At 33.9% G+C, this 24,469-nt stretch carries 19 protein-coding genes; 15 read left to right on the top strand and 4 right to left on the bottom strand.

Annotated elements, in window-relative coordinates:
- The 12 genes from AC3E9W_RS22610 to AC3E9W_RS22555 all read left to right on the top strand — a co-directional run.
- Positions 1 to 3,006, top strand: a 3,006-nt coding sequence (locus tag AC3E9W_RS22610) for a tail fiber domain-containing protein (protein WP_488770158.1), incomplete at its 5' end; no start/stop codon positions are given.
- 393 nt (positions 3,007 to 3,399) lie between these two features.
- Positions 3,400 to 4,662: a T9SS type B sorting domain-containing protein gene (locus tag AC3E9W_RS22605; protein ID WP_488770157.1), complete on the top strand. Its 1,263-nt coding sequence runs from the start codon at positions 3,400 to 3,402 to the stop codon at positions 4,660 to 4,662.
- 198 nt (positions 4,663 to 4,860) lie between these two features.
- Positions 4,861 to 5,847, top strand: coding sequence for a helix-turn-helix domain-containing protein (locus AC3E9W_RS22600; protein WP_488770156.1), 987 nt, complete (start codon positions 4,861 to 4,863; stop codon positions 5,845 to 5,847).
- A complete protein-coding gene (locus AC3E9W_RS22595; RefSeq protein WP_488770155.1) occupies positions 5,847 to 6,848 on the top strand; it encodes a hypothetical protein in 1,002 nt (333 codons plus the stop codon). The genes AC3E9W_RS22600 and AC3E9W_RS22595 overlap by 1 nt, the downstream gene beginning before the upstream one ends.
- Positions 6,849 to 7,079: 231 nt before the next feature.
- The gene (locus AC3E9W_RS22590) at positions 7,080 to 8,015 is read left to right on the top strand and encodes a PorP/SprF family type IX secretion system membrane protein (protein WP_488770154.1); all 936 of its coding nucleotides are present in this window, start codon (positions 7,080 to 7,082) and stop codon (positions 8,013 to 8,015) included.
- Between the two features lie 24 nt (positions 8,016 to 8,039).
- On the top strand, positions 8,040 to 11,558 hold the full coding sequence (locus AC3E9W_RS22585; RefSeq protein WP_488770153.1) for a carboxypeptidase regulatory-like domain-containing protein: 3,519 nt from the start codon (positions 8,040 to 8,042) through the stop codon (positions 11,556 to 11,558).
- A 51-nt stretch (positions 11,559 to 11,609) separates the two neighbouring features.
- Positions 11,610 to 12,026 (top strand): hypothetical protein, encoded by a 417-nt coding sequence (locus tag AC3E9W_RS22580; protein ID WP_488770152.1) that lies wholly within the window; start codon positions 11,610 to 11,612, stop codon positions 12,024 to 12,026.
- A 324-nt stretch (positions 12,027 to 12,350) separates the two neighbouring features.
- Entirely contained in the window at positions 12,351 to 13,439 is a 1,089-nt protein-coding gene (locus tag AC3E9W_RS22575) for an MraY family glycosyltransferase (RefSeq protein ID WP_488770151.1), read from the top strand.
- Positions 13,440 to 13,502: 63 nt separating this feature from the next.
- Entirely contained in the window at positions 13,503 to 14,309 is an 807-nt protein-coding gene (locus AC3E9W_RS22570) for a polysaccharide biosynthesis/export family protein (protein WP_306155557.1), read from the top strand.
- A 7-nt stretch (positions 14,310 to 14,316) separates the two neighbouring features.
- A complete protein-coding gene (locus AC3E9W_RS22565) occupies positions 14,317 to 16,686 on the top strand; it encodes a GumC family protein (protein ID WP_488770150.1) in 2,370 nt (789 codons plus the stop codon).
- A gap of 77 nt (positions 16,687 to 16,763) precedes the next feature.
- Entirely contained in the window at positions 16,764 to 17,510 is a 747-nt protein-coding gene (locus tag AC3E9W_RS22560; protein WP_488770149.1) for a tyrosine-protein phosphatase, read from the top strand.
- A 219-nt stretch (positions 17,511 to 17,729) separates the two neighbouring features.
- Positions 17,730 to 18,722, top strand: coding sequence for a helix-turn-helix domain-containing protein (locus AC3E9W_RS22555; RefSeq protein ID WP_488770148.1), 993 nt, complete (start codon positions 17,730 to 17,732; stop codon positions 18,720 to 18,722).
- 169 nt (positions 18,723 to 18,891) lie between these two features.
- Here AC3E9W_RS22555 and AC3E9W_RS22550 read toward each other — a convergent pair whose 3' ends face one another.
- Together AC3E9W_RS22550 and AC3E9W_RS22545 are read right to left on the bottom strand one after the other, a co-directional pair.
- Complete coding sequence (locus AC3E9W_RS22550) at positions 18,892 to 19,347, bottom strand: PepSY-like domain-containing protein (RefSeq protein WP_488770146.1); 456 nt, start codon at positions 19,345 to 19,347, stop codon at positions 18,892 to 18,894.
- A gap of 75 nt (positions 19,348 to 19,422) precedes the next feature.
- A complete protein-coding gene (locus AC3E9W_RS22545) occupies positions 19,423 to 20,019 on the bottom strand; it encodes a murein L,D-transpeptidase catalytic domain-containing protein (protein ID WP_488770144.1) in 597 nt (198 codons plus the stop codon).
- 462 nt (positions 20,020 to 20,481) lie between these two features.
- On the opposite strand from AC3E9W_RS22545, the gene AC3E9W_RS22540 reads away from it, so the two are divergent.
- From AC3E9W_RS22540 to AC3E9W_RS22530, 3 genes are all read left to right on the top strand, one after another.
- Positions 20,482 to 20,847, top strand: coding sequence for a hypothetical protein (locus tag AC3E9W_RS22540; RefSeq protein ID WP_488770143.1), 366 nt, complete (start codon positions 20,482 to 20,484; stop codon positions 20,845 to 20,847).
- A 185-nt stretch (positions 20,848 to 21,032) separates the two neighbouring features.
- On the top strand, positions 21,033 to 21,617 hold the full coding sequence (locus tag AC3E9W_RS22535; RefSeq protein ID WP_488770142.1) for a hypothetical protein: 585 nt from the start codon (positions 21,033 to 21,035) through the stop codon (positions 21,615 to 21,617).
- 4 nt (positions 21,618 to 21,621) lie between these two features.
- Entirely contained in the window at positions 21,622 to 22,440 is an 819-nt protein-coding gene (locus AC3E9W_RS22530) for a hypothetical protein (protein WP_488770141.1), read from the top strand.
- Positions 22,441 to 22,603: 163 nt separating this feature from the next.
- Here AC3E9W_RS22530 and AC3E9W_RS22525 read toward each other — a convergent pair whose 3' ends face one another.
- Complete coding sequence (locus tag AC3E9W_RS22525; protein ID WP_488770140.1) at positions 22,604 to 22,771, bottom strand: hypothetical protein; 168 nt, start codon at positions 22,769 to 22,771, stop codon at positions 22,604 to 22,606.
- A gap of 366 nt (positions 22,772 to 23,137) precedes the next feature.
- Positions 23,138 to 24,442 carry a beta/gamma crystallin family protein gene (locus AC3E9W_RS22520; protein WP_488770139.1) on the bottom strand — a complete coding sequence of 435 codons (1,305 nt, stop codon included), beginning with the start codon at positions 24,440 to 24,442 and terminating at the stop codon, positions 23,138 to 23,140.
- Positions 24,443 to 24,469 lie beyond the last annotated feature (27 nt).

Below are 24,469 nucleotides of genomic sequence, written 5' to 3'. Positions count from 1 at the left end.
GGTCCGAAAGGAGACGATGGAGCACAAGGTCCGAAAGGAGATGATGGAGCACAGGGAATCCAAGGTCCAAAAGGAGACGATGGAGCTGTTGGAGCACAAGGTCCGAAAGGAGACGATGGAGTAAAAGGTGATAAAGGAGACGATGGAGCACAGGGAATCCAAGGTCCGAAAGGAGATGATGGAGTAAAAGGTGATAAAGGAGATACCGGAGCACAGGGAATCCAAGGTCCAAAAGGAGACGATGGAGCTGTTGGAGCACAAGGTCCGAAAGGAGATGATGGAGCACAGGGAATCCAAGGTCCCAAAGGAGATGATGGAGTAAAAGGTGATAAAGGAGACGATGGAGCACAGGGAATCCAAGGTCCGAAAGGAGACGATGGAGCACAAGGTCCGAAAGGAGATGATGGAGCACAGGGAATCCAAGGTCCAAAAGGAGACGATGGAGCTGTTGGAGCACAAGGTCCGAAAGGAGACGATGGAGCTGTTGGAGCACAAGGCCCGAAAGGAGACGATGGAGCACAGGGAATCCAAGGTCCAAAAGGAGACGATGGAGCAACAGGAGCACAAGGTCCGAAAGGAGATAAAGGTGACAATGGAGCCGATGCCCCAGTAAATACAGCTGGTAAAGGTATAACAATAACAGACAATGAAATAGCAGCAGAAACAAGTGTTGCTTTATGGAATGCTAATAAATTACAGGGTCAAACTGTCAAAGACACGCCACCAACAGCTAATCAGGTATTAACATTTGATGGTTCAGAATGGAGTCCTGCAAATCCTGCAGCAGCTGGATGGGGTTTAACAGGAAATGCAGCAACAACGGCTAATTTCTTAGGAACAACCAATGCTCAACCATTGCGTTTGAGCACAAATAATACGGAGAAAATGACGATTCTGGCAGATGGTAAAGTTGGTATTGGTGTTTCTGCACCAACTAAAGAATTAAGTGTTGCCGGTGATGTAGTTTTTTCAAAAACATTACAGATTGATGCTGATCAACAAAGTGACGGATCATCTAGAACCGGATTATTTTTCGGCGGTAATGGTTCAGGTGAAGGAATTACTTCTAATAGAATAGATGCTGCCGCTAATGATTATCGAGGCTTAAATCTTATGACAGGTGGGGTTAAAAGAATGACTGTTACCCTTGATGGTAAAATAGGTATTGGAGAAACAGCACCAGCTCATGCGCTTGATGTCGTTGGGCCACCGGCTACTTATACTCTGGCAAGTTTTCTGCATAACAACAAAACTCAGGGTATAGCGATTGGACATGATGGTATTAGTAAAATAGCTAGTACGAACGATAGCGACTTGAAGATTTCTCCAAAAGGTGATGGAAGGGTTGATTTAACAGGTAGAATAGTTATGAGAAAAGTTCCAGTTGGAGCACCGGCAGATTCGATAGTAACGGTAACTCACGATGGAAATGTTAGAAAAAGAGCGGTCTCTGATATAGTTGGTTCTGCTTGGGACTTCGCTGGAAATAATGGAACAGCGTCAAGTTTTTTAGGAACAAAAAACGATCAGCCGTTACGTTTTAGAACCAATAATACAGAGAAAATGACTATATTGTCAGATGGAAAAGTCGGTATTGGAAAGACAGCACCTGCTTATGGTCTTGATGTTTCGGTACGTGCTGACACTTTAGCCCGTTTTCAGCACAGTAATAGTACCCAAGGTGTTGCTATAAGATATGATGGTATGGTTAAGGTAGGTTCTAATGCAAATAGTGATTTTAAAATTTCAGCAAAAGGTACGGGTAAAGTTAATCTTGATGGCAGTGTAATTATAAAAACACTTCCAGCTGGCACAGCAGGTGAACAGGTAGTTGTAGTAGATGCCAATAATAATTTGAAAAAAATAGCGTCTGCTTCAGTAGGAAAAACGTATACAGGAACCGGAAACATTACAGTAAATGGTACAGTAATCAGTGCCAATACAACAAATGCCTTAGCGGTAAATGCTACTGGAAATTTAGTCTCTACTGTAAATGGTGTTGCAAGTACAGGTGTTGCAATTGTAGATGCAGCCAATAATGGATTGACGCGTGTTAATGGAGCTGCTCAATTAGGAGGTGTTTTGTCAAAACCAACAACAATTGAAACTTCGGCTATAAATACATTAAACATTAAAGGTTTGCAAGCAACCACATCACTTTCTACAGATCATGTATTAGTGCAAAATAATGGAGGATTATTAAAAAGAATTCCAGTAGCCAATTTAGGTTTGTTGGGATGGGGGTTAAGAGGAAATTCAATTACAAATGGTGATTACATAGGAACAAACAATAATTTACCATTGATATTTAAAGTCAGTAATATTGAGAAAATGCGTCTTACTAGTGGAGGGTTAGAAGTAGGTAGTGGTTTTATTGACAGATTGCATGTTAATGGTGCAAATGCTGGCAGAAGTTTAACTTTAGGACTGGCTACTTCATCAGAGGATGATTGGAATATTGCTGTAGAAAGTGGATGGGGAACTTTTATGAGAATTGGGCCTTCAGGTACTCGTAAAATCTATATTAACAATTCAGGAAATGTGAATATTGGTACAGGTAATAATTATACTAAAAATTTCTATGTAGAAGGATCTGCTGGAGGATCACAAGCTTGGAATGCTCCATCAGACAGGAGATATAAAAAGGATATTGCCCCAATTGGTAATGCGCTTGATAAAATCATGAAAATGAATGGTGTCGGATACAACTGGAGAACAGATGAGTTTAAAGATATGAAATTTAAGGAAACTCATGATTTAGGAGTTATAGCGCAGGATTTGGAACCGATTTTGCCAGAAGCGGTTGCAAAAGGTAGTGATGGTTATTATTCAGTAACTTATACAACCATTATTCCAGTATTGATCGAAGCGGTTAAAGAACAGCAGAAAGAAATTGAGTTAAAAGATAAAAAACTGCAGGCTTTAGAAAAAGCGCAAAAAGAACAGCAAATCGAATTAGACAATTTGAAAAAAGCAGTTCAGCAGTTATTATCAAAAAACAATTAATTAAATTACCGTTTTAATTTATTAGATAATATATTAAAAAATTAAAACAACAAAAAGGGCTGTCTCGCAAGTAGTGAGATGGCCTTTTTTTGTATAGGATGTAGCAGAGTTCGATTCAAAAGTAACTCTCAAGACTTGCTTTTAGTTTTAAGAGTGAGGAATGCTTTTAAAAATGTCTTAATCTGATAGAATCTAAATATATAATAATCTCAATTATTTGTCACTTTGTAAAATGATTGTTGGGGCTATTAAAGCGCGTTTTTTGGCGCTAATTGTTTTTTGTCTCGAAAGAAAAAGAAAAAAATGTTTATACCCAAACAAGAAAGAAAATAACAGAGTCAGATGCACAAAGTTTCAATTTTAGAACTGCATTGGTACGAAAATTCGAATTTTATGAAAAAACGATATTTTTATAATAAAACAGCCTTAAACACAGGTCTTTTTTGTCTTTTTTGTGCCGGTAACTTACAGGCGCAGATTGTAAACAAAACGACTTTACAAGTGAAGCCGGGTACAATAGTATCATTAGGTTCAGATTTTAATAATACGCCTTTGGGCGAAGTTATTAATGACGGTCAGCTAGAGGTTAAACAGCACTGGAGTAATGATGGTAAAATCAGTTTTACCGAATCAGAGCAAGGAACTACGCACTTCATAGGCGGGCAGGAACAGATTATAGATGGAGATGTGGTTTCGCAAAATGTGTACACCCGTTTCAAAAATGTAGTATTCGATAATAAGTCAGAAACAGTGCCTTTTATATTGGCAAGAGAAATCAGCATTTCAGGAAACGCCGATTTTAAAAACGGAATTGTAGATGCTGATACTTATGACAGTACAGTTACATTTGATAAAAACAGTAGTCATAAGAATGCAGGTAAAAATAGCTTTATAGATGGCAAATTAAAAAAAATAGGAACAAAGGAATTTGAGTTCCCTAGCGGAGATAAAAACTACTATCGTCCGATGCTGCACGGTGCTGTCTCAGAAGATGCTGCTTACGTGGTACATTACTTTCTTGAAAATTCAGATTTGCAGTTTCCGCACAATCAGAAGCAGGATCAGATAAAATTAATTGACAATAAAGAGTACTGGAAAGTAACAAAAGAAAATAAGGAAGACAAAATTGTACTAAGTCTTACTTTAGATCCAGCTACAACAGCTTCTTATATTTACGATGCTTTAGCAGGGACTAGTATTCAGATCGTAAGATGGGATATTCCTACGCAGCAATGGAAAGCAGAAGGTGGAATTGTTGACGCAGAGCAGAAAATGGTTACGGGGCGAGTGTCCAAAACAGGTATTTTTACTGTAGCACGTGTAACGGCGAGACCAGGAGAACTGGAAGATGGTTTGATAGTTTACAATGCCGTATCGCCCAACGGAGACGGATTGAACGATTTCTTTAAAATTGAAGGGATCAATAATTTTCCAGACAATACTTTAGAAATCTATAACCGTTATGGAATAAAAGTATATCAGGCTAATGGATATAATGAACAAGAGCGTGTTTTTAGAGGAGAAGGAAACGGAAAAGGCTCTTTTAAACAAGGTGCAGAAGTGCCAACAGGAACCTATTTTTATATTTTGAGGTTCAAAAATGGAGAATCATATAGAGAAAAATCAGGATACTTATACCTGAGTCAGGACAATTAACTGTATTTGTTGGGGGCAATACAGTGACGAGGAAAACAGATTTCTTTAAATTTTAGGAAAAGCAATGCTGATAGTGTAGTATTTTTTTGCTTGGGGGCAAGTTTTTTGGGGAAAATTATGATAAAATTACTACATTTATGGCATTGCTTTTCTGTTTTCCGTTTTTTAAGTTAACCAAAATCAGAGCTAATAACTTTTATGAAAGAAATCAAGCACCATTACGGCGTAGAACTAGATTGGGTTGAATCTTACGCAGAACAGCTGGAAGGTCACGTTGAAGGAAATTTTATCGTAACTCCAGATCATATTTCTACAGGTGTTCGGTATTTTTTGAATTGCGATTTCGGGATTTCGGCATTTTATAAAGAGTTTACCGCTAATACCAAACTCCATTTTACGCAAGAAAATGAACTGGATGATTTTGTAGGCATCTATTACAATCTTACAGAAGTCGGTCAGACAACTTCAGTATTTGACAATGTTTACAATTCGATCGGAAAATGGAATTATAACCTAAGTTTTATTGATAGCAGTTTAACGCACAATTATATTGTAGACAAGGATACCAAAGTATTTACGCTTTGTATTTTTATAAAAAAAGAAATTATAAAAGTATACCTAGAAAAAAATCCGACCTTAAAAGATCATGTTGACCAGATTGTAGACCCAAAGCAGAATACGATTTTAAAAATAACTAGAATGAGCAATGAAAGCATTCATCTTTTGAATGAATTGCGTTCTAGGGAAGTAGGAGGTGTTACTTTTGATTTTCATTTAAGAGGCGCTGTACAATGTCTTTTGGCAGAATATGTGCAAGGTATGTCTTTTGATGAACTGGTAATCGATAAGGTTAATAATGACGATTTTTTGGGAATTGTAAAATCTCAGGCTTTTTTGATGGACAATCTAAATCGTTCTTTTCCAAGTATTACTACACTGGCACGAGACGTTAATATGTCTGGATCAAAATATAAAACACTGTTTAAAAAAGTGACAGGATTAACTCCGAATAGCTTTTTTCTGAACAATAAACTTCAGGAAGCCAAAAGGCTGCTGATGGAAACTCATTTGACAATTGCTCAGGTTTCTGACGAATTGAGTTTTACAAGTCATTCTTACTTTACTGCAAAATTTAAAGACTTCTACGGAATGTCGCCTAAAGATTTTATCAAACAGATAACATAATGGTTGAATTTAGTCATACGTATTCTTTATCACGGGAGTGGCAGGAAACATTAGCAAAAGATCTTGTTAAAATGGGCGGGGAAATAATTAATAAAAATGTTGTTAAATTTCCTGAAAGTATTGCTGATGGCGGCTTTTATTGTACAGAAGTAATGGAAGGGCTTTCAGTTGTTGTGGTAGATGTTACGGGCAAAGTGCCTGTATTGGTAAGAAGATTGAGATCTGAGGAGGATTTATACATTATCCATTATGATTTTAGCGACGAAATGAATTTGATTCATGTAGAAGATGTCAAACATAAAATAGGCTACAAAGCCAACCTAGGTTTAGCAGTATTTGATAATGCAACCGATAATAATTTTCAACCGGCTATCGGGCAAAGAATTTATGCTTTACGTTTATTAGTGTCCAAAGAGTTGCTGAAATTTTCGGTTGCCAAAGAATTTGCTCGTAATTCAGACAAACGCAGGATCAAAAAAAGTAAAAACAAACTGTTTTTTTACGATCATATTGACAGCGAAAGCAAAATCATTATGCGCGGAGCAAAGGATAAAAATTTTCTGGATCCAGGCTTTGAAATGTTTATAAGAGGAATTGCCCTAAAATTATTGGGCAAGTTTGTAGATCGCTATACCAATTTGATTCCGCTACTACATTCGATCTCAGAGAAAGAAGCAGAATCCTTGCATAAAACAAAAGAATATTTACTAAATAACTTACTAACCGGTTTTCCCGGAGTTGCTTTTCTGGCCGACATGGCTGAAATGTCTATGTCGAAGTACATGTCTTTGTTTAAAAAAATGTATACCACCACACCCAATAGTTTTTTCTGGCGAGAAAAGATTATCCTGACCAACGAACTTCTCAAAAGTGGCAGATTCGACAGTATATCTGAAGTATTAGAAGTTTTGGACAATATCAAATTAGGATACCTTTCGGAAAAATATTATAGAACTTATAAAAAGAATCCGTACGAAGATTTTGTAAAAGCAGACTATTAAACTGCATTTTAAAACAAGAATCTTTTTTATAAAAAACATACAAATCCGTTTGAAATCCTTTAGATTTTAAAGCGGATTTTTTAATAAAAAACTCCTCTAATAGATGAAGTAATTAGATGTTAAGTGTTGATTTTCATTTATTTGAAAAATGAACTATGTCCTAATCTGATAGAATCTAATAATAATGTGTCGCAGATATTGTGTCCCTTTGTACCATAAAATATTTGCAATATGAAAAGGATCAAATTAGTAGTTACATCGTTCGTATTATTTTTCTGCAATTTTAGCTGGGGACAGCAAGATTCACAATTTACACAATACATGTACAATACCACCAATCTTAATCCGGCTTATGCAGGATCTCGTGGTGTTATGAGTATTTTCGGATCACATCGAAATCAATGGATTGGTATAGACGGTGCGCCAGTTACCAATATGGCGGCTTTTAATGCACCTCTTAACGATACCAGATTAGGAATAGGAATGTCGATATTAAATGACAGAATAGGTCCTATGGTTGATAACAACATATCTGCTGACCTATCTTATACTGTTGATATTAACTACGATTACAAATTAGCTTTTGGTTTAAAAGCTGGAGCTAATATGCTAAACGTAGATTTTACAAAACTGAATATTTATGATCCGTACGATCCTAGATTTCAGCATGATATAGATAATAAATTTTCCCCGAATATTGGAGCTGGGGTTTATTTGTACTCCGATAACTTTTATGCGGGAATATCGGCTCCCAGAATGTTAAGAACCAGTTATTACGATAAAATGGCTGGAGAAGATGCGAAAGATTTTGTTGTAAACAGCCGTATGGATACCTATCTGATGACAGGACTTGTTTTTGATATTGATTATAACATAAAACTAAAAACATCTTTACTGGCAAAAGTGGCTTCGGGTGCTCCGGTACAAACGGATATTGCGGCCAATTTAATGTTTAACGAAAAGTTTACCGCTGGTTTATCGTATAGATGGAGCGCTTCACTTAGCGCTATGGTAGGATTTCAGGTAAGCGACGGTTTGCTGATAGGATATTCGTATGACGCTGAAACAACCAAATTAGCCAATTATAATTCAGGATCGCATGAGATTTTCCTGCGCTTTGAACTTTTTGATAATTACGAAAGAATTGTTTCTCCTAGATATTTTTAAAGACGTATAAATTTACAAGCCAGCATGAAACCAAAATTAATATTACCATTTTTATTTACAATCAGCAGTGCTATAGCCCAAGAAGGTGAGCTTAAAATTGCTGACAAAAATTACGATCGCTACGCCTATATTGATGCTATTAAAATTTATGAGAATATAGCCAATAAAGGGTATAAGTCAGCAGACTTATTTCAAAAAATAGGGAATTCCTATTATTTCAGAAGTCAGTTTCAGCAGGCAGAAAAATGGTATACGGCTCTTTTTGAAATGAATGAAAAACTAGAGCCAGAATATTATTATCGTTATGCCCAGACCTTAAAAGCAGTAGAGTCTTATGAAAAGGCGGCTGTGATAATGGAAAAATTTACGCAGCTTGCTACCAAGGACAGCAGGGCAAAAGCATACAATAAAAATAAAAATTATCTAGAAGTAATCAAGAAAAATTCTGGACGTTACGAAGTAAAGAATGCCGGAATTAATTCGCCTGCTACAGACTACGGAACGGCTTTTTTAGGAAATCTGCTTGTTTTTACGTCGGCTAGAGATACACTTGGATTTGTGAGAAGAAAGGATAACTGGACCAATCAGGCATTTACCAATTTGTATGCTGCTGCTATGGATAGTGTTGGAAATCTGGGTGCTCCCAAGAAATTTTCGAGCGATATTAATACAAAAGTAAATGAATCGACTCCTGCTTTTACAAAAGATGGACAGACGATGTACTTTACCAGAAATAATTTTTCGTCCAGAAAACCTGAAAAAGGAAAAGATCATACGGTGCATCTGAAGATTTATAGAGCGACTCTTAAAAATAATAAATGGGCCAATGTAGAAGAGCTGCCTTTTAATTCTGATGAATACAGCACAGCGCATCCAGCATTGAGTCCAGATGATAAAACGCTTTATTTTACATCTGATATGCCTGGAACGTTTGGACAGTCGGATATTTATAAAGTAGCCATTTTGAGTGATGGAGGATTTGGACCTGTTGAGAATTTAGGAGCTCCAATCAATACAGAAGGAAAAGAGACATTTCCTTTTATTTCAGAGTCTAATGAGCTGTATTTTGCTTCTGACGGTCATCCAGGATTAGGCGGATTGGATATTTTTATCACGCCATTAGAAAAAAACAACGCTTATGAAGAAGTGTATAATGTGGGAGCTCCCGTAAACAGCGGTTCTGATGATTTTGCTTTTTGGATTAATCCTAAAACACAGCAAGGTTTTTTCTCTACCAATAGAGACGCGAGTTTAGGATTTGATGATATTTTTAAATTTAAAGAAAAAAATGCGATTACCTATAATCACAGGCAAAATGTGGAAGGTATTGTAATAGATGAAGAAACGGGAAAACCGTTGGCGAATATGACGATTCAGTTATTCGATTCACAGTTCAATTTGCTAGAAACTGTAAAAACGGATCAGGACGGAAAATATAGTTTTGATGTAAGACGCCAAGATGGCTATTATGTCCGTACAGCGCAATCGGCAGGACAGGAGAATCAGGTTTTAGTTTCTAAAGTAACAGGTGTTATCACGGATCCATTAACAGGAAAACCAGTAGCAGGTGCAATAGTTCAATTATTCGATTCGAAACATAATGTATTGCAGACTGTAACGAGCGACAAAGACGGAAAATACAGTTTTGATGTGAAAGCAAAGGCAGGTTATTATGTTAAAACTGCTGCATCAAAAAGAGAAGAAAACCAGTTTTTGGCATCTCAAGTTACAGGAATTGTAACCGATGAAAACGGAAAACCATTGGCGAATGTTTCAGTTCAATTATTGGATGCAAATTCGAATGTAATGCAGACGATAATCAGCGACAAAGAAGGAAAATATACTTTTGATATAAAAGTTAAAGATGGCTATTCTATTCGTACAGAAAAAGAAAATCAGGTTTTAGTTTCAAAAGTGACAGGATTTGTAACCGATGAAAACGGAAAACCACTGGCAAATGCAATTGTTCAATTGTTCGATTCTAAACATAATGTATTGCAGACTGTAATCAGCGACAAAGACGGAAAATACAGTTTGGATGTGAAAGCAAAGGCAGGCTATTATGTTAAAACAGCTGCATCAAAAAGAGATCAAAACCAGTTTTTGGCATCTCAAGTAACTGGAATTGTAACCGATGAAAACGGAAAGCCTTTGGCAAATGTTTCAGTTCAATTATTGGATGCAAATTCGAATGTATTGCAGACGGTAATCAGCGACAAAGACGGAAAATATACTTTTAATATAAAAGCGAAAGAAGGCTATTCTATTCGTACAGAAAAAGAAAATCAGGTTTTAGTTTCAAAAGTGACAGGAATTGTAACCGATGAAAACGGAAAACCAATGGCAAATGCAATTGTTCAATTGTTCGATTCGAAACATAATCTATTGCAGACTATAACAAGTGATGCATACGGAAAATACAGTTTTGATGTGAAAGCAAAGGCAGGCTATTATGTTAAAACGGCTGCATCAAAAAGGGAAGAAAACCAGTTTTTGGCATCTCAAGTTACGGGAATTGTAACCGACGAAAATGGAAAACCATTGGCAAATGTTTCAGTTCAATTATTGGATGCAAATTCCAATGTATTGCAGACGGTAATCAGCGACAAAGACGGAAAATATACTTTTAATATAAAAGCGAAAGAAGGCTATTCTATTCGTACAGAAAAAGAAAATCAGATGCTGGTTTCAAAAGTGACAGGAATTGTAACCGATGAAAACGGAAAACCACTGGCAAATGCAATTGTTCAATTGTTCGATTCTAAACATAATCTATTGAAGACGGTAACCAGTGATGCAGACGGAAAATACAGCTTTGATGTGAAAGCAAAGGCGGGTTACTATGTTCGCACGTTAGCGTCAAAAAAAGAAGAAAAACTGGTATTGGCTTCTCAAGTTACGGGCATTGTTACTGATGAAAACGGAAAGCCGCTTGCAAATGCAACGATTCAATTATTGGATGCAAATTCTAATGTATTGCAGACCGTAACCAGCGACAAAGACGGAAACTATAGTTTTAATGTTAAAGGTCATGAGGGATATTTTGTTCGTGTTTTACAAGCTGATGGTAAAGAGTTTGAAACAAGCGAAATGCGTCTTTTAGACTTGAAAAATGCTTCTAAAATGCAGCACAATATCAAAGTAAACAAAAGAACCAAAAGAGTTACTACGGGCGATGATTTGGCGAAAGTTTTTGGAATTCAAAATGTGCTTTTTAGCTTAAACAAATACAACATCAAGCCCGATACAGAACAGAATCTGGCAAAAGTTATTGCGGTTATGGAACAGTATCCGAACATGAAAATTGATATTCGTTCATACACAGACAGCCGTGCCAGCGAAGCATACAATAACAACTTGTCTGAAAAGAGAGCACAGGCAACTTTTAATTACATGGTTAAAAAAGGAATTAACAGAAACAGATTGACGGCCAAAGGCTACGGAAAATCGCAATTATTAAATGATTGTGGCGATGGCGTTCCTTGTACAGAAGAACAACATCAGATCAATCGACGAAGCGAGTTCATTATCAATATGGATTAATGTCAGAAACCACATTGAGAATAAGTAAATGATTTCTAAAATACAGAAAAAATGGAGAAGGAAAAAGTATTGGTACGCGACAACAAAGGAACATTTTTAAGAATGTTTAAAAGAAAATTTAAAGAAGAATTTGAGTTTAATGAAGATTCGTTTTTAACAGATTCAAAACAGGAACCTAAAGATTTTGACCGCTGTATATATGTAGTGTACAATAACTTAGAATTTCTTGATTTTTTAAAACAGGATAAAAAAGGAGCCAATGTTTTAGTCTATCTGTTCAATGAAAAACTGTATAATAGCGTATCTTTTTTAGAAGAATTGGGAAATTTAATCCTGCTGGACGGCTCTAAAGCGAAGACAGAAATTATAAAAGATTTAAAAGAATACTTTAATAATAAAAATGATTTTAATGAGCCAGTGCTACCGAATGGAATTTTTCAAAATTTAAGACATTACAATCAGAATTGACCCAATTTTCAACCAGCAATATTTACGTAATCTAGTTTTATTTTTTTTTAAGTTTTCTGCTTCTAGCAGAAAGGCTGTCTATTACAGAGTTTAGTTTTAATAAGTTTTTTGTTTTTGGGTATTATTCTTTAGAATTAAATAGATAGGCAGTTCATTTATGATCATAAAATGTAGGATGTTTTATGGTCATAAATGGCTTTAAATGAACAGATTTGTTTAGAGGCCAATGGTAATACAATAGCTGCTTACAATTAATAGCAAGCGAGAACAGTTCAAAAGACCCTTATAAAGTAATTGGGGAGAGGATTTTTAATTATAAATTTTATGCAAATAATACTATCATACCTTCAGCATTATTACTTTTTGAGCGCTTTTTTAATCGTTCTGTTTTCATTTCTGGTTTCCTATAAATTGTATCCGGTAATTATTTATTTAAGCTACATTAAGAAGCTTTCAAAACTGCCAGAAAAAAGAGGTTCGCATCGTTTTAAAACTGCTACTATGGGAGGAGTGGGAATTTTTTTTGGTTTTGCCTTAACCTTTGCTTTTATAGGTGCTATTTTGAGCAAATATCTAGAAATGAATATCCTATTCGATTTAGGAGCTTCACTTATCATCATGTTTGTTATCGGTATTGAAGACGATTTGCTTGTTATTTCGCCATTAAAAAAAATGATGGCTCAGCTTTTGGCCTCTGCAATTGTGATTGTTTTTTTAGGCATTCGCATTACCACTTTTAATGGCTTTTTAGGTATATATACTCTGCCTTATCTGCCGTCGCTGGTTTTTACTTTTTTGACTTTCGTTCTAGTTATTAATGCCTACAATTTAATTGATGGAATAGACGGATTAGCAGGTATTATTGCAGCAATGATTTGTCTATTTTTCGGAATTTATTTTTTGATAAATAAAGAATTTACTCAAGTATTGATATCATTCTCTTTACTAGGTTCCTTAATAGCGTTCTTAAAATTCAATACCTCACATAAGCGAAAAATTTTTATGGGAGATACCGGAAGTATGGTAATTGGTTTTGTCATCGTATACCAAGCAATAATTTTTTTAAATGTAAACAATGATGAAAATACCATATTCAGTTTTAATAATGGTCCTGTTTTTATTATAGCTATGCTCTCTTTTCCTTTACTGGATATATTGAGATTATTTTTTATCAGAATCAAAAATGGTAAAGACTCTTTTAAGTCAGATGAAAATCACATTCATACTTGTTTTTTAGATTCAGGTGCAACACATATAGAAACTACAATTGTCATTAGCACCATAACTCTGATTATAATTTTTTGTGCTTTTCTTATGGAAGAATTGAACATTAACCTGAGTATGTTTTTAATTGTTATTCTCACTATCATGGGATACTTGCCTATAACATTTAAAAGCCATTATCAGATATAATGCAAAGCACGTAGCTGAATTTATACGGGCGATACAGTATTATTTTTTAATTGAAAAGAACAAATGAAGAAGAAATTTAATGATAATGTTGTAACAGAAAAAGTTATGAATAAATTTATGTATGCAATTGTGATAACGGTCTTGCTATTACAATCCTGTGCTTCAAAAAAGGATATTTTATATTTTCAGAATAATGATATTCATGGAGCAATCTCCATTCAGAATGCTGTGGCAAGTATCGAGCCTAATGATATTTTAAGTATTACAGTTGGAACAAAAATTCCTGAAGCAGCGATGGCTTATAATATACAATCTTTGGGAAATAATAATATAGCTAATGCAGAAACTGTTAGACTGGAGGGGTATTTAGTTTCACCTCAAAGTACAATTACATTTCCTGTTTTAGGAACAATTTCGGTATTGCAAAAAACAACATCAGAACTAGAATCAGATCTAAAAGAGAAGTTGGAAACAGAGGGGCATTTAGTAGATCCTATAGTGAGGGTCAGGATTTTAAATTCGAAAGTGACCATTTTGGGAGAAGTAAATAAACCTGGCACTTACTCTTTTTCTGAGCAAACTTTGACTATACCGCAAGCTTTAGGTTATGCAGGTGATTTAACGATTAATGGACAAAGAAAAGATATATTACTAATCAGGGAGTCTAAAGGAATACGCACGATTAAGCATATTGATCTAACATCCGTGAACTGGATGAACGATTCCTCATTCAACATCAGGCAAAATGACGTGCTGATAATAAATCCTAACAGTACAAAAGTTAAGACTTCCGGATATATCGGAAACGCAAGCACTATTTTGACTATAGTGTCATTAGCACTGAGCTCAATTATTTTATTAACGAGATAACCTTGCTATGACTAATAATGAAAATAAGAAAAGTTCTTTTGAAATTAGAGAGCAGGAATTGAGCATTGATATTGTTCAACTACTAAATAAATGCTTACGCCGCTGGCCTTGGTTTTTAGTCTCCATATTCTGTTGCTTATTGGTTGCGGTGGTGTATTTAAAATATTCAAATAAGATATACATTACAGAAGCCAAAGTGAAATGTATAGATGATAGAAAAAATTCTAATTTTTCAATGGATATTTCTAAAGCATTTAGCAAGTCCGTAATTAATTTGGAAAGTGAAAAAGCAGTTTTAAAATCGCATCGACTCAATAAAAAAGTAGTAGAAAATCTAAAACTAAACATAAGCTATTTCTCAAAAGACGGAATGAAACGAAAACAACAATTTAATCCACCTTTTTGGGTTACTTATATTTTACCGGAGAGTAGTTTGTCAACAGTTGCAAAATTTGATGTTAGCCTAACCCCAACAGGTTATAAAGTTGTAAATAAAGAATCCGGTAAAGCAATAAACACAGAAGGATATTGGTTTAAAGGCAGACTTCCAGATTTTCCTATAAACATTCAGCTTTCACCAGAAGAAAACATAGATAAGTATAATGATTATGAAGTTATTTTAAAGCCTTTGAATTTAGTTGCGTTTGAACTTAGTAATGAAATTAATTTAGCCTCTATCGGCAAAAATAGTGATATCATATCACTAACATTAAAAAGCAGTAATGGTAAGCATGCACAAAAAATACTGAATAATCTGATTAAGGTTTTTGAAGAGGACGGTGTAGGTGACAATCAAGAGATTTCGAGAAGAACTATCGATTTTGTGAATGACAGGCTTGTTTTTTTAAAGCAAGAATTAGATAGAATAGAAACCTCAAAAAAGGAATTTAAAAAGAACAACAATTTAAGTTTTATTCAGGGAGATATAGAAGAGAGTATCAGAAAGAAATCATTTAAAGAGCAATCACTTTTTGAGATGGATTCTCAGCTACTTTTAGTAGAGCTTCTGCAAAATAGTTTGTCAGGTCAATCAGGTATTGAACTTTTGCCAGCCGATATCGGAGTTAGCAATAAAAGCATTAATCAGTTGGTTGAAGGATATAATAGCTCCGTTTTGGAATATCAGAAACTAAAAACAAGTGCGGGAATGAATAATCCCAGTTTAACGGTTCTGGTAAATTCAATTAATAATCAAAAAAGGAATCTTCTAAATTCTGTAAAAGGCTATCAGCAGCAATTACAAGTTACTCATTCTCAGGATAAAATAGCGCATAAAAAAGCAGAAGGATCTTTTGCCGCATTACCAGAAAAAGAAACTATATTAAGAAGTATTGAGCGTCAGCAAAATCTAAAGGAAAGTCTATATTTATTATTGCTTAAAAAAAGAGAAGAGGCTTCTATAAATTTGGCAGTGGTTGTACCTAATACAAAAATTATAGATTATGCCATAACTCAAGATACGCCTATTGCTCCAAAAACGAATGTTATTTTGATGATAGCGTTGGTTGCAGGGCTTTTTATTCCTTTCGGTATTTTATTTCTCTTAGTGATATTTGATCTTAAAGTGTATACCGGTACTGATGTAGAAAAGATAAATAATGAAATAGCTGTTTTAGGAGAAATACCGTCTGCAAAAGAACATACCATTCAAGAAGAAAAAGATGTAGAAGCATCTGAAGCCTTTAGAACATTGGTTCAAAATACCGAATTTATTACCCCAGAAACTGACAATAAATTAGGCAAAGTGTATTTTGTTACTTCTTCTATAAAGGGTGAGGGAAAAACATTTGTTTCTTATCATTTGGCCAATGCTTATGCTCAGCTGGGTAAAAAAGTATTGCTCGTAGGTGCCGACTTAAGAAATCCGCAGTTACATAAACATATCGATCAAACAAAAGGAAATCGCGGACTATCAAACTATTTGCACAATAGTGCTCTGCAATGGAAGGATATGATTCTTAGAAATAAAGATGATGATTTTAGTATAGATATTTTGTTGGCTGGAGATATTCCGCCAAAACCAATGCTTTTATTGTCAAACCAAAAATTTGGTACTCTAGTTGAAGAAGCCAAAAAAGAGTATGATGCCATTGTTTTTGATACTTCGCCAACACTGCTGGTGTCTGATACGCTCATTATATCCAAATTTGCAGATGTCACGCTATTCGTAATGCGATCTGGTGTAACAGAGAAAAAATTGGTTTCTTATTCGGTTCGACTTCATGAAGAGCATAAACTTAAAAATATGGGATATGTTATTAACGATATTGATATAAGAAACGACTACAATTATGGTTATGGCTACAGTTACGGAAGGCACGAAGAAAAAAAATCTTGGCTGAATCGTCTAATTAAATTTGGCTTTAAACCAAACTGATGCAATAGTAAAGCAATACAATTTTGCTGTAAAATTCTTTTATAAATGAAAGCGTAGGCTTTTATTAATTCATTTTTATGTTATCATTATTCAAATCCCATTATTCATTAAAAGAAATAATACCGGACGGTTATATTGATATTCACAATCATATTCTTCCGGGGATAGATGATGGATCTCAAAGTCTTGCAGAAACTTCAAGGCTTATAAAACAAATGGCTCAAATCAATATACAGGGAGCTGTGGTAACGCCTCATACTTTTACAAAGTACTGGAACAATAGCGTTAAGACCATAAAAAAAGCCTATAATATTGCTGTTGAAACAGAATTTAATAAATCTTTTATAAAAGGCTATGCCAGCGAATATATGCTGGATATCAGCTTGATAGAGCGGGTACAAAATGAAGAGCTTTTGTGTGTTTGGAACAATTATATATTGGTAGAAATTTCACATGGAGATTATCCTGTGAATTTGTTTGAAATGCTGTTTGAATTAAAATGTAAAAATTATAGCATTATAATGGCACATCCAGAAAGATACTTGTATTTGCATAAAGACATAAAAAACATCAAAAAATTAAAAGCATTTGGAGTTAGCTTCCAGCTTAATTTAATGTCTTTAACAGGCTATTATGGAAAAAGAGCACAGAAAATGGCAGAATGTTTAATTCGAAATGATTTGTATGATTTTACAGGAACCGATATTCATACTGAGCTGCAGTTGGATCAATTTACAGACAAACGTATTCATTTCGATAGAAACAAAGTTGAGAATTTATTGCAGAAAAATTGTAACTTATTAAGTGATTTGTCAATAGTATGAAAATTTAAGATTATTTTTTAAGTATTAGTAAAAATGCAAGAAAAGTGTCTTAATCTTTTACTATTTAAATGTATAATATTGCTGATAATCTGTCACTTTGCATATACTGTTTTGTAAGAATTTCTAAGTGACTGATAGTTTGTTTTTGTATACTAAACTTTAACCGCTTGAAATTTTGAAGAACGAGGCGGAATGCATTATAACATTAACTATCATATTATGAAAGAATTTGAACATTATTATACATTATCTCCTGAGTGGCATAATGAGCTGGCAAAAAATATCGGTGCTACTATAAAAGATGGCAAATTAATGCATATGCCGGAGTCAGTCGGAAAAGGATATTCTTTATTTTTAGAGGTTATTCCGGGCATGTCTGTGTTGCTATTAGACTTTGTAGCTTCTGCTCCGATAAAGATTAAAAGGCTTAGAAATGATAATAATTTACGGATCATTCATTTTGATTTTAGCGATGATGTTAATTCTATTCAGATTCAAAATTCGATTTATAAAATTGGGTATAAAGCCAACTTAGGTTTTGCCTTTACCAGCAATGATATAGAAAATACCTATCAGCCTGTTATTGGCAAGAGAGTATTTGCAGTGAGGCTTATTATTGATGAAAAACTTTTAATGCCTCTAATAAACAACTTGCAAGACAATTCGATGCAGGAAAATAAATTTGATGATAAAGAATTGTTTTTCTATGATTACATCGACAGCAACAGTAAGATTTTAATGTATTCGATTAAAAACAAATCGATTCAGGAAGAATCTTTTGATTTGTATTTAAGAGGAATCACGCTAAGATTACTGGCTAATTTTGGCAATAGATATTCGTCTAATGCCCAAACAGCAATAAGAAGGGGAGTAAAGAGAAAAGATCTGGAAGCTTTTAATGTTTCTAAAAAATACATGCTGGCAAATTTAAAAGGCAGGTTTCCTGGTGTAGATTTCTTAGCTAATAAAGCAGAAATGTCGGTCTCAAAATACAAATTGCTTTCTCAAAAAATAGAAGGAACAAGTCCAAGTGTGTTTTTTGGAAAACAAAAAATGAATCTGGCACGAAAGCTTCTTGGTGGCGGGTGTTATTTAACTGTAAATGATGTGGTTCAGGAGTTAAATTTTAAAAGAAGGGATTGTTTTACCCGTAAATACTTCAGTAATTTTGGAAGAAAACCCGCTGAAGATTTTATAGTTAAGAAAAAATAGCGCCTTTAAAAACACCTCTTTAATAATTAAAAAATTATCTAAGTTGATTCAATTTTTGGAATCGAATAGTATATAAATCAAAAACCTGTTTCATCTAGAAACAGGTTTTTTTTAGTAAGAATGTAAAAGGCAGTTTCTACTGTTGTTAGTATAGAAACTTTAATTATAATTAACGATCAATTCCAACGAAATTTCCATTAGGGTCAAAAATTAATTCAAGTCGGTTTGAAAGCTCAATTTCTGTATGTCCTGGCTCATTATCAATAGAAGTAACATGAGAATCTTTGTAGTTTTCAGTAACAAAAGCATTGATTTTCTCTGGAATTAATTCCACAGGAACTGGCTGGTAATGTCCTTCAATATCTACCCAGTTTCCTGCAGCATCAAATTCTATTTCAAAACCATTTGTTAGCAATACATCATAAAGACTTCCGTCTCTTTCTGTTTTGTGTTCTTTTGTTACGCGTGCATAAGTCGCATTAGGAAAATGTTGTGTTACAAACACATCGACTGGTGCAGGTAAATCTGCAGGAGTTATTGTTTTTTCTCTATCGTCACTATCACAAGAAGTAGTGAAAGACAGTAAAGCGAATGCTGCTATAGCGGATAAAATCGTTTTTTTCATGATTTTCAGTATTTATTAATGTTTAATTTTTGTTTTAGAAAATTGTATTAAAGTCTGAATAAGAAGCATTCAGATTTAGTAATAGATATCGAGAATAATACTCGATTTAGAACTGTCAATTATTTTTTCTATTCTTTTAAAAAAAAGCTCGTTTACCATTGGACAGCCCTGACTGCGGGCAATGTAATATTCCTGCTCTTCATGCGGAACAGCTGAATAATGATGAAGTACGATAGCTCTTTTAAAGGCGTTGTTATTGCTGTCTTCCAAACCAATTAATTTGTAGGCTTTTCCAAACATTCCTTTGTATTTATTAGAAATAGAATAACTCCCTAAAGAAGTTGATTTAGAATTTGGAATATTGCTAAACTTTAAAATCCCTTTCACTTCAGTTTCAGATCCCGATCCATGTGCTACCAATCCTTGATCTAGTATTGTATCATTTTCGAGATCATAGACAAAAAATCGGTTTTTGCCAGATTTAATTTTCATGTCTACAAAAAAAGCAATCTTAGAATGGTATTTTGAATTGGAACGTATCATTGCTTTAACCTTACTTAAACGACTATTAAATCTTTCAGCGTCAAGTTCAGAAAGGTATTTGTTGGGTTCTTTTTTTGAATTAGAAAACAAACCTGCATTCAGCATTAAAAAAAAACAAAGTATTTTCATGACAACAGTTTTTATTATTAAAAATGCATTTGATTACGATTCTTGCGATGTAAAAAAATCACTCGTAATCTACGGGGCAAAGTAACAAAGTGTCTGAGATACAATAAGTTTAGATTCTATAACATTAGGACATATTTGAAAAAATTGAAAGTTTGATACTGAAAGAAAGTCCTTAAAAGTACTGTTTTACTGGGTTTTTAAGTATTTTTTACTGTAAGTGTCTGTTTTTCAATTTGTTAAAAATGTTAAAAGTGAGATTTTTCTATAATTGCTATTATAATTTAATTACTTTTATGTCAGAAAAATAAGAAATATAATTTCTTCACTCCAAAAGAACTTCTCTTTATAAGCCCATTCAATTTTAGCAAAATTCTTTAGATTTTATGATCAAGAGATCATAGGCATCATACTTTATTGAAATAATAAAAATGAGATAAATAGTAACTTTAAAATTTAGAAATTATGAGTACAGAAGAAACAAACAAAAGCAATGAGGATTTTTATCAGATAGGTGGGGGGGCAGCTTCAGGAGCTTCATCTTCAAACGAATCATCTTCATTTGGTGTCGGTCAGATAGGCAGCATACCTTCAGGTAATGCAGTTGGTGGAGATTTAAGTCAAGTAGGTGTAGGCAACCTATCTTCATCAGCTGAGACTTCAGAGAGTAATATAGGTATAATAGGCAGCATACCTTCAGGTAATGCAGTTGGTGGAGATTTAAGTCAAGGAGTTGTAGGTGGTTCATCTTTAGGAGGGACTTCAAGTGGAGGCGCACAGACAAGTAGTTCTAGCTCTAGCTCCAGCAGTATAGGCGGAGATAGGATATAAAGAGCTAAGAATTGGAGAATTTAAAAATAAGAAGCTGTTCTTGCCGGATAGCTTCTTTTTTTAAATGCCGATGTGTTTTCTTAATTATTATGGTTTTTAACACCTTAAAAATTAAATAACATTTTTGAAAACGAGTGATTCCTTATCTCGCATTCACAATAAACCCTTTTAACAAAACTACCAATATGAAAGATTTATTATTACAAAACTTAGAGCAGTCAAGAAGTAAAGATGTTTTTCCTTCATTAGAGCTAAAAGAAGAAATTGTCAATACTTTTTTTCCAGAAAACACATTTGTCCTAACTCAAAATTTATCTCAGGTCACGAGCGCCTTTTACGGACTGCAATTGAAAATTATAGGAGAAACGTATGGCTATGATAAAATTGATGAACATTCTAAAAAGTTATTTTATGAATTGGGCAAATTAAAAACAATGCAAGCATTTGCGGCAAATCCTAAATTGGAGAAAGATACGAGAGCGTTTGTAGCAGTAGTAATCTATTCGATATACAACTCGAGTCCAGAGTATAATTTTAAAATTTTAAAGTATTCTCCAAAAGACAGCACAATAGAACTAACGGGAGTAGACCGATATTTAAAAATACTCACTCAGTTAGGAATCGAAAAGCATGTAACAATTCCAACCTTTTTGCCATTTGTAGAAGGAATAAAAGAAATCGTAAATATCGATTGTGAAATAAGCTACACTTTTGAAAAAACGGATAATAATTTCAATATAAAATCAGTGTATAACGTCAAACAACTGTAATATTATGACAACAAATCATCAGAATATTGGAACACAATTAATAGGAGAGTCTTTTCCTTACCTTTTTGAAAATGCAGATAAAATTGTTTTTAATGAAGGTACTACAGAAATTCCGCTTTTTAAGTCATTTCAGTCTTATGAGAAGGAAAACTTCAGTGAACTTTTGAAAACGCTTTCTACACTGTCAAGTCTAAGTTTGGCGAAAGAGTTAAAAACAAATAAGAAAAATTACTTTCTTGCCGAAAAAGCACGAATTAGAAAAGTTTCTTTTACTCCGCCTTCTGGTTTATTAAGGGCCAAAATTAGATCGTATTTAGAGAATAATCAGAAAGGAAAATCTTTAATTGAAGTAGTAGATGATAAAACTACAGTATATCACATGGAAATTGATTATTTCATTATAGACGAACCTTCATTTCAGAAAATATTTGAACTGAATTATTCTACTGAAAAAGCCAATGGCTATACAGATACGGAGCCAAATGTTTCAATTGAACCTGTAAGCAAAGATGAGTTTAATATAACGGTTGATAAATATACCCGCAATCATTGTGCTGGCCATTTTGACCATTATGAAATTGTTGCCGCGACACATATCGGAAGAAGCATTCTTAAAGTTATTTTTGAAATGACTCCTGATCTAAATATGGAAATAGATAATATGGAAATAGCTTTAAGTAAAGCAATGCCGATAGATACCGTTTTTAAAGTAAACGTAAAAATACTGCATCTTTCAAAGACTTTAAAAAAGTACATCTGTGCAGTTACTGATGATAAAACGCTTTACGGATATTACTTTTGTACTTTTAAAATTATTCCTTAAAACTTTAAAAAGCAAAAATCCGATTACTGGTGTAATCGGATTTTTATAAATACTAAGCTTAAGAAAAATCAAGTATTTTAGCATTTTTTATTCTGCAGCTTTGTTTTAAGCAATATGCTCTTTTGTATGATGTTTGCAGTCCACCATTAATATCAGATTACTTTTAGACCCACTTATAATACGACCAAATTGAAGTATATTCGTCGGCATCCATTTCAGACGACATCTCAATTTCATCAGTAAATCCGTTTCTGCTATTGCTCAATTCTTTACTAGAACCACTAATTAAAGTGCTCTCTTCTGCATTTGTGTAAAATTCATCTTCATTCATAATTTGTGATTTTTAATTATTATTAGAGTATGTTTTCTGCAGCTTAAATTATAATAAGTTCTAATTTTTTAATTTCCATTAAAATTAAGAATTAAAAAGACTCAAAATTTAATGTAGGATATTTTCAACAAATAAAATATTGAATATCAGTATTTTATGTCATTTTTTTATTTTTTTATGATTTTAGGACGCTATAAATAATATAATTGTAAAAAGTTAAGATCTAAATAAATAATTAAATAGGATTATTGTTTTGATAATCAGTTATTTGAGGATATGTAAAATGAAAAATTTCGTAAGTAACTAAAAACAAAAAAGTCCTAATTTTTAATTAGGACTTTCATTTGAATATAGTTTAAAGAAAGCTTACAAAGCACTAATCTTTATAGAACTAGCTTTATCATTAAAATTTCCTAAACAACTATTGTTTCCAGTTATTACAACAGACTCGCCACCGAAATTATCGTTCTGATACATTGTAATTTTGTATCCACTTTCTAGACGAACAGAAGATAAATCATCATTTACAATTCCGTACGATTTAAGTTGAGCCAATGTGTAATTGCCAGCAGGCAAAGCAATTGCATAACCAGTGTAATTGCAGTTTTGATAAACAGTTACGATGCCTCCAGCAGAAGCATTGTATTTATTGTCAACATAAATGCGTGAAAAATTGCCTACAGCATCAAAATAATTATCGGCTAATTTTGCAGGATCTGTAGCAAATTCGCCTCCTTGTACAATTGCATCATTTCCATCATCCCATGCCCATGGAGCATTAGCGCCGCCAGTTTTAAAATCATTTCCTTTAAATCCTCCAGCTGGACTAGAAAACAATTCTGTATTAAATCTTTGATCCCATAAACCTCCACTTTCAAAAATATCGACAAGTTTATACTCCACATGATTATCATAATTATCGGCAGGTATTTCTGCCACTCCGTTTGCAGAAGGGTAGTAGATAATTCCATCTCCATCGATATCATGTTGCGGCCAAGCTTTAAGACTATGTCCTTTAGCATCTTGCGCTGTAACAGGATGCAATTCTCCATTGTAATCTCTCATTTGCAAAGTGCCATCAATACTTTCTAAACCGCTTACAAACGAACTGCTCGTTGGAACGTACGAAAAGAAGTCAGAATGGCTTACAGTAACAGCTCCTTTTAAGGCACCGTACGAAGAACCATCTTTTTCAATAACCATTAAAACACCTTCTAAATCATTTTCATGCTGGTCTAATGAGTATAAAAACGGATTGTCTGTCCAGTCTCTTGGAGAAAAAAAGGCGTAAGTAATAAACCAATGCGTTTTTGATTCTACTATCGAATAGTAGCAATGAGCAGCCAAAGAATTAGCGTAAGCAGGAAGATTGTTCCAATTATTTTCTGCATTCCAATCATTATCATAATTAATGGCAGTAATGTAATCTGATTTTCCACCTTCGGAATAAGTTCCTGTAGCATCTACATCTCTATAATGAATAGGAGCCCATCTTCTTGCCAAATCAGATACTGCAGACGCAACGAATTTTTTTGTGGAGTTTTGCTGTTCTTTTGCCACAACGGCCGTTTCTTGTTCTTCCATTGTCGTATCCTGACAGGAGAAAGTAATTCCAGTTAGCAAAATGATTAAGACGTTGCTTAATACTTTTTTTAGATTCTGTTTTTTCATAATTCTAGTTTTAATTGTTTATAACAT

The organism is Flavobacterium sp. 38 (genome assembly GCF_057799715.1).
The sequence above is the reverse complement of the archived record's forward strand: the minus strand, read 5'-3'. Positions and strand labels throughout refer to the sequence as shown.

Bases quoted from the DNA above. Each gene is read 5' to 3' on its own strand.
- AC3E9W_RS22605 (WP_488770157.1), top strand. From the start codon at position 3,400: ATGAAAAAACGATATTTTTATAATAAAACAGCCTTAAACACAGGTCTT.
- AC3E9W_RS22600 (WP_488770156.1), top strand. From the start codon at position 4,861: ATGAAAGAAATCAAGCACCATTACGGCGTAGAACTAGATTGGGTTGAA.
- AC3E9W_RS22595 (WP_488770155.1), top strand. From the start codon at position 5,847: ATGGTTGAATTTAGTCATACGTATTCTTTATCACGGGAGTGGCAGGAA.
- AC3E9W_RS22590 (WP_488770154.1), top strand. From the start codon at position 7,080: ATGAAAAGGATCAAATTAGTAGTTACATCGTTCGTATTATTTTTCTGC.
- AC3E9W_RS22585 (WP_488770153.1), top strand. From the start codon at position 8,040: ATGAAACCAAAATTAATATTACCATTTTTATTTACAATCAGCAGTGCT.
- AC3E9W_RS22580 (WP_488770152.1), top strand. From the start codon at position 11,610: ATGGAGAAGGAAAAAGTATTGGTACGCGACAACAAAGGAACATTTTTA.
- AC3E9W_RS22575 (WP_488770151.1), top strand. From the start codon at position 12,351: ATGCAAATAATACTATCATACCTTCAGCATTATTACTTTTTGAGCGCT.
- AC3E9W_RS22570 (WP_306155557.1), top strand. From the start codon at position 13,503: ATGAAGAAGAAATTTAATGATAATGTTGTAACAGAAAAAGTTATGAAT.
- AC3E9W_RS22565 (WP_488770150.1), top strand. From the start codon at position 14,317: ATGACTAATAATGAAAATAAGAAAAGTTCTTTTGAAATTAGAGAGCAG.
- AC3E9W_RS22560 (WP_488770149.1), top strand. From the start codon at position 16,764: ATGTTATCATTATTCAAATCCCATTATTCATTAAAAGAAATAATACCG.
- AC3E9W_RS22555 (WP_488770148.1), top strand. From the start codon at position 17,730: ATGAAAGAATTTGAACATTATTATACATTATCTCCTGAGTGGCATAAT.
- AC3E9W_RS22550 (WP_488770146.1), bottom strand. From the start codon at position 19,347: ATGAAAAAAACGATTTTATCCGCTATAGCAGCATTCGCTTTACTGTCT.
- AC3E9W_RS22545 (WP_488770144.1), bottom strand. From the start codon at position 20,019: ATGAAAATACTTTGTTTTTTTTTAATGCTGAATGCAGGTTTGTTTTCT.
- AC3E9W_RS22540 (WP_488770143.1), top strand. From the start codon at position 20,482: ATGAGTACAGAAGAAACAAACAAAAGCAATGAGGATTTTTATCAGATA.
- AC3E9W_RS22535 (WP_488770142.1), top strand. From the start codon at position 21,033: ATGAAAGATTTATTATTACAAAACTTAGAGCAGTCAAGAAGTAAAGAT.
- AC3E9W_RS22530 (WP_488770141.1), top strand. From the start codon at position 21,622: ATGACAACAAATCATCAGAATATTGGAACACAATTAATAGGAGAGTCT.
- AC3E9W_RS22525 (WP_488770140.1), bottom strand. From the start codon at position 22,771: ATGAATGAAGATGAATTTTACACAAATGCAGAAGAGAGCACTTTAATT.
- AC3E9W_RS22520 (WP_488770139.1), bottom strand. From the start codon at position 24,442: ATGAAAAAACAGAATCTAAAAAAAGTATTAAGCAACGTCTTAATCATT.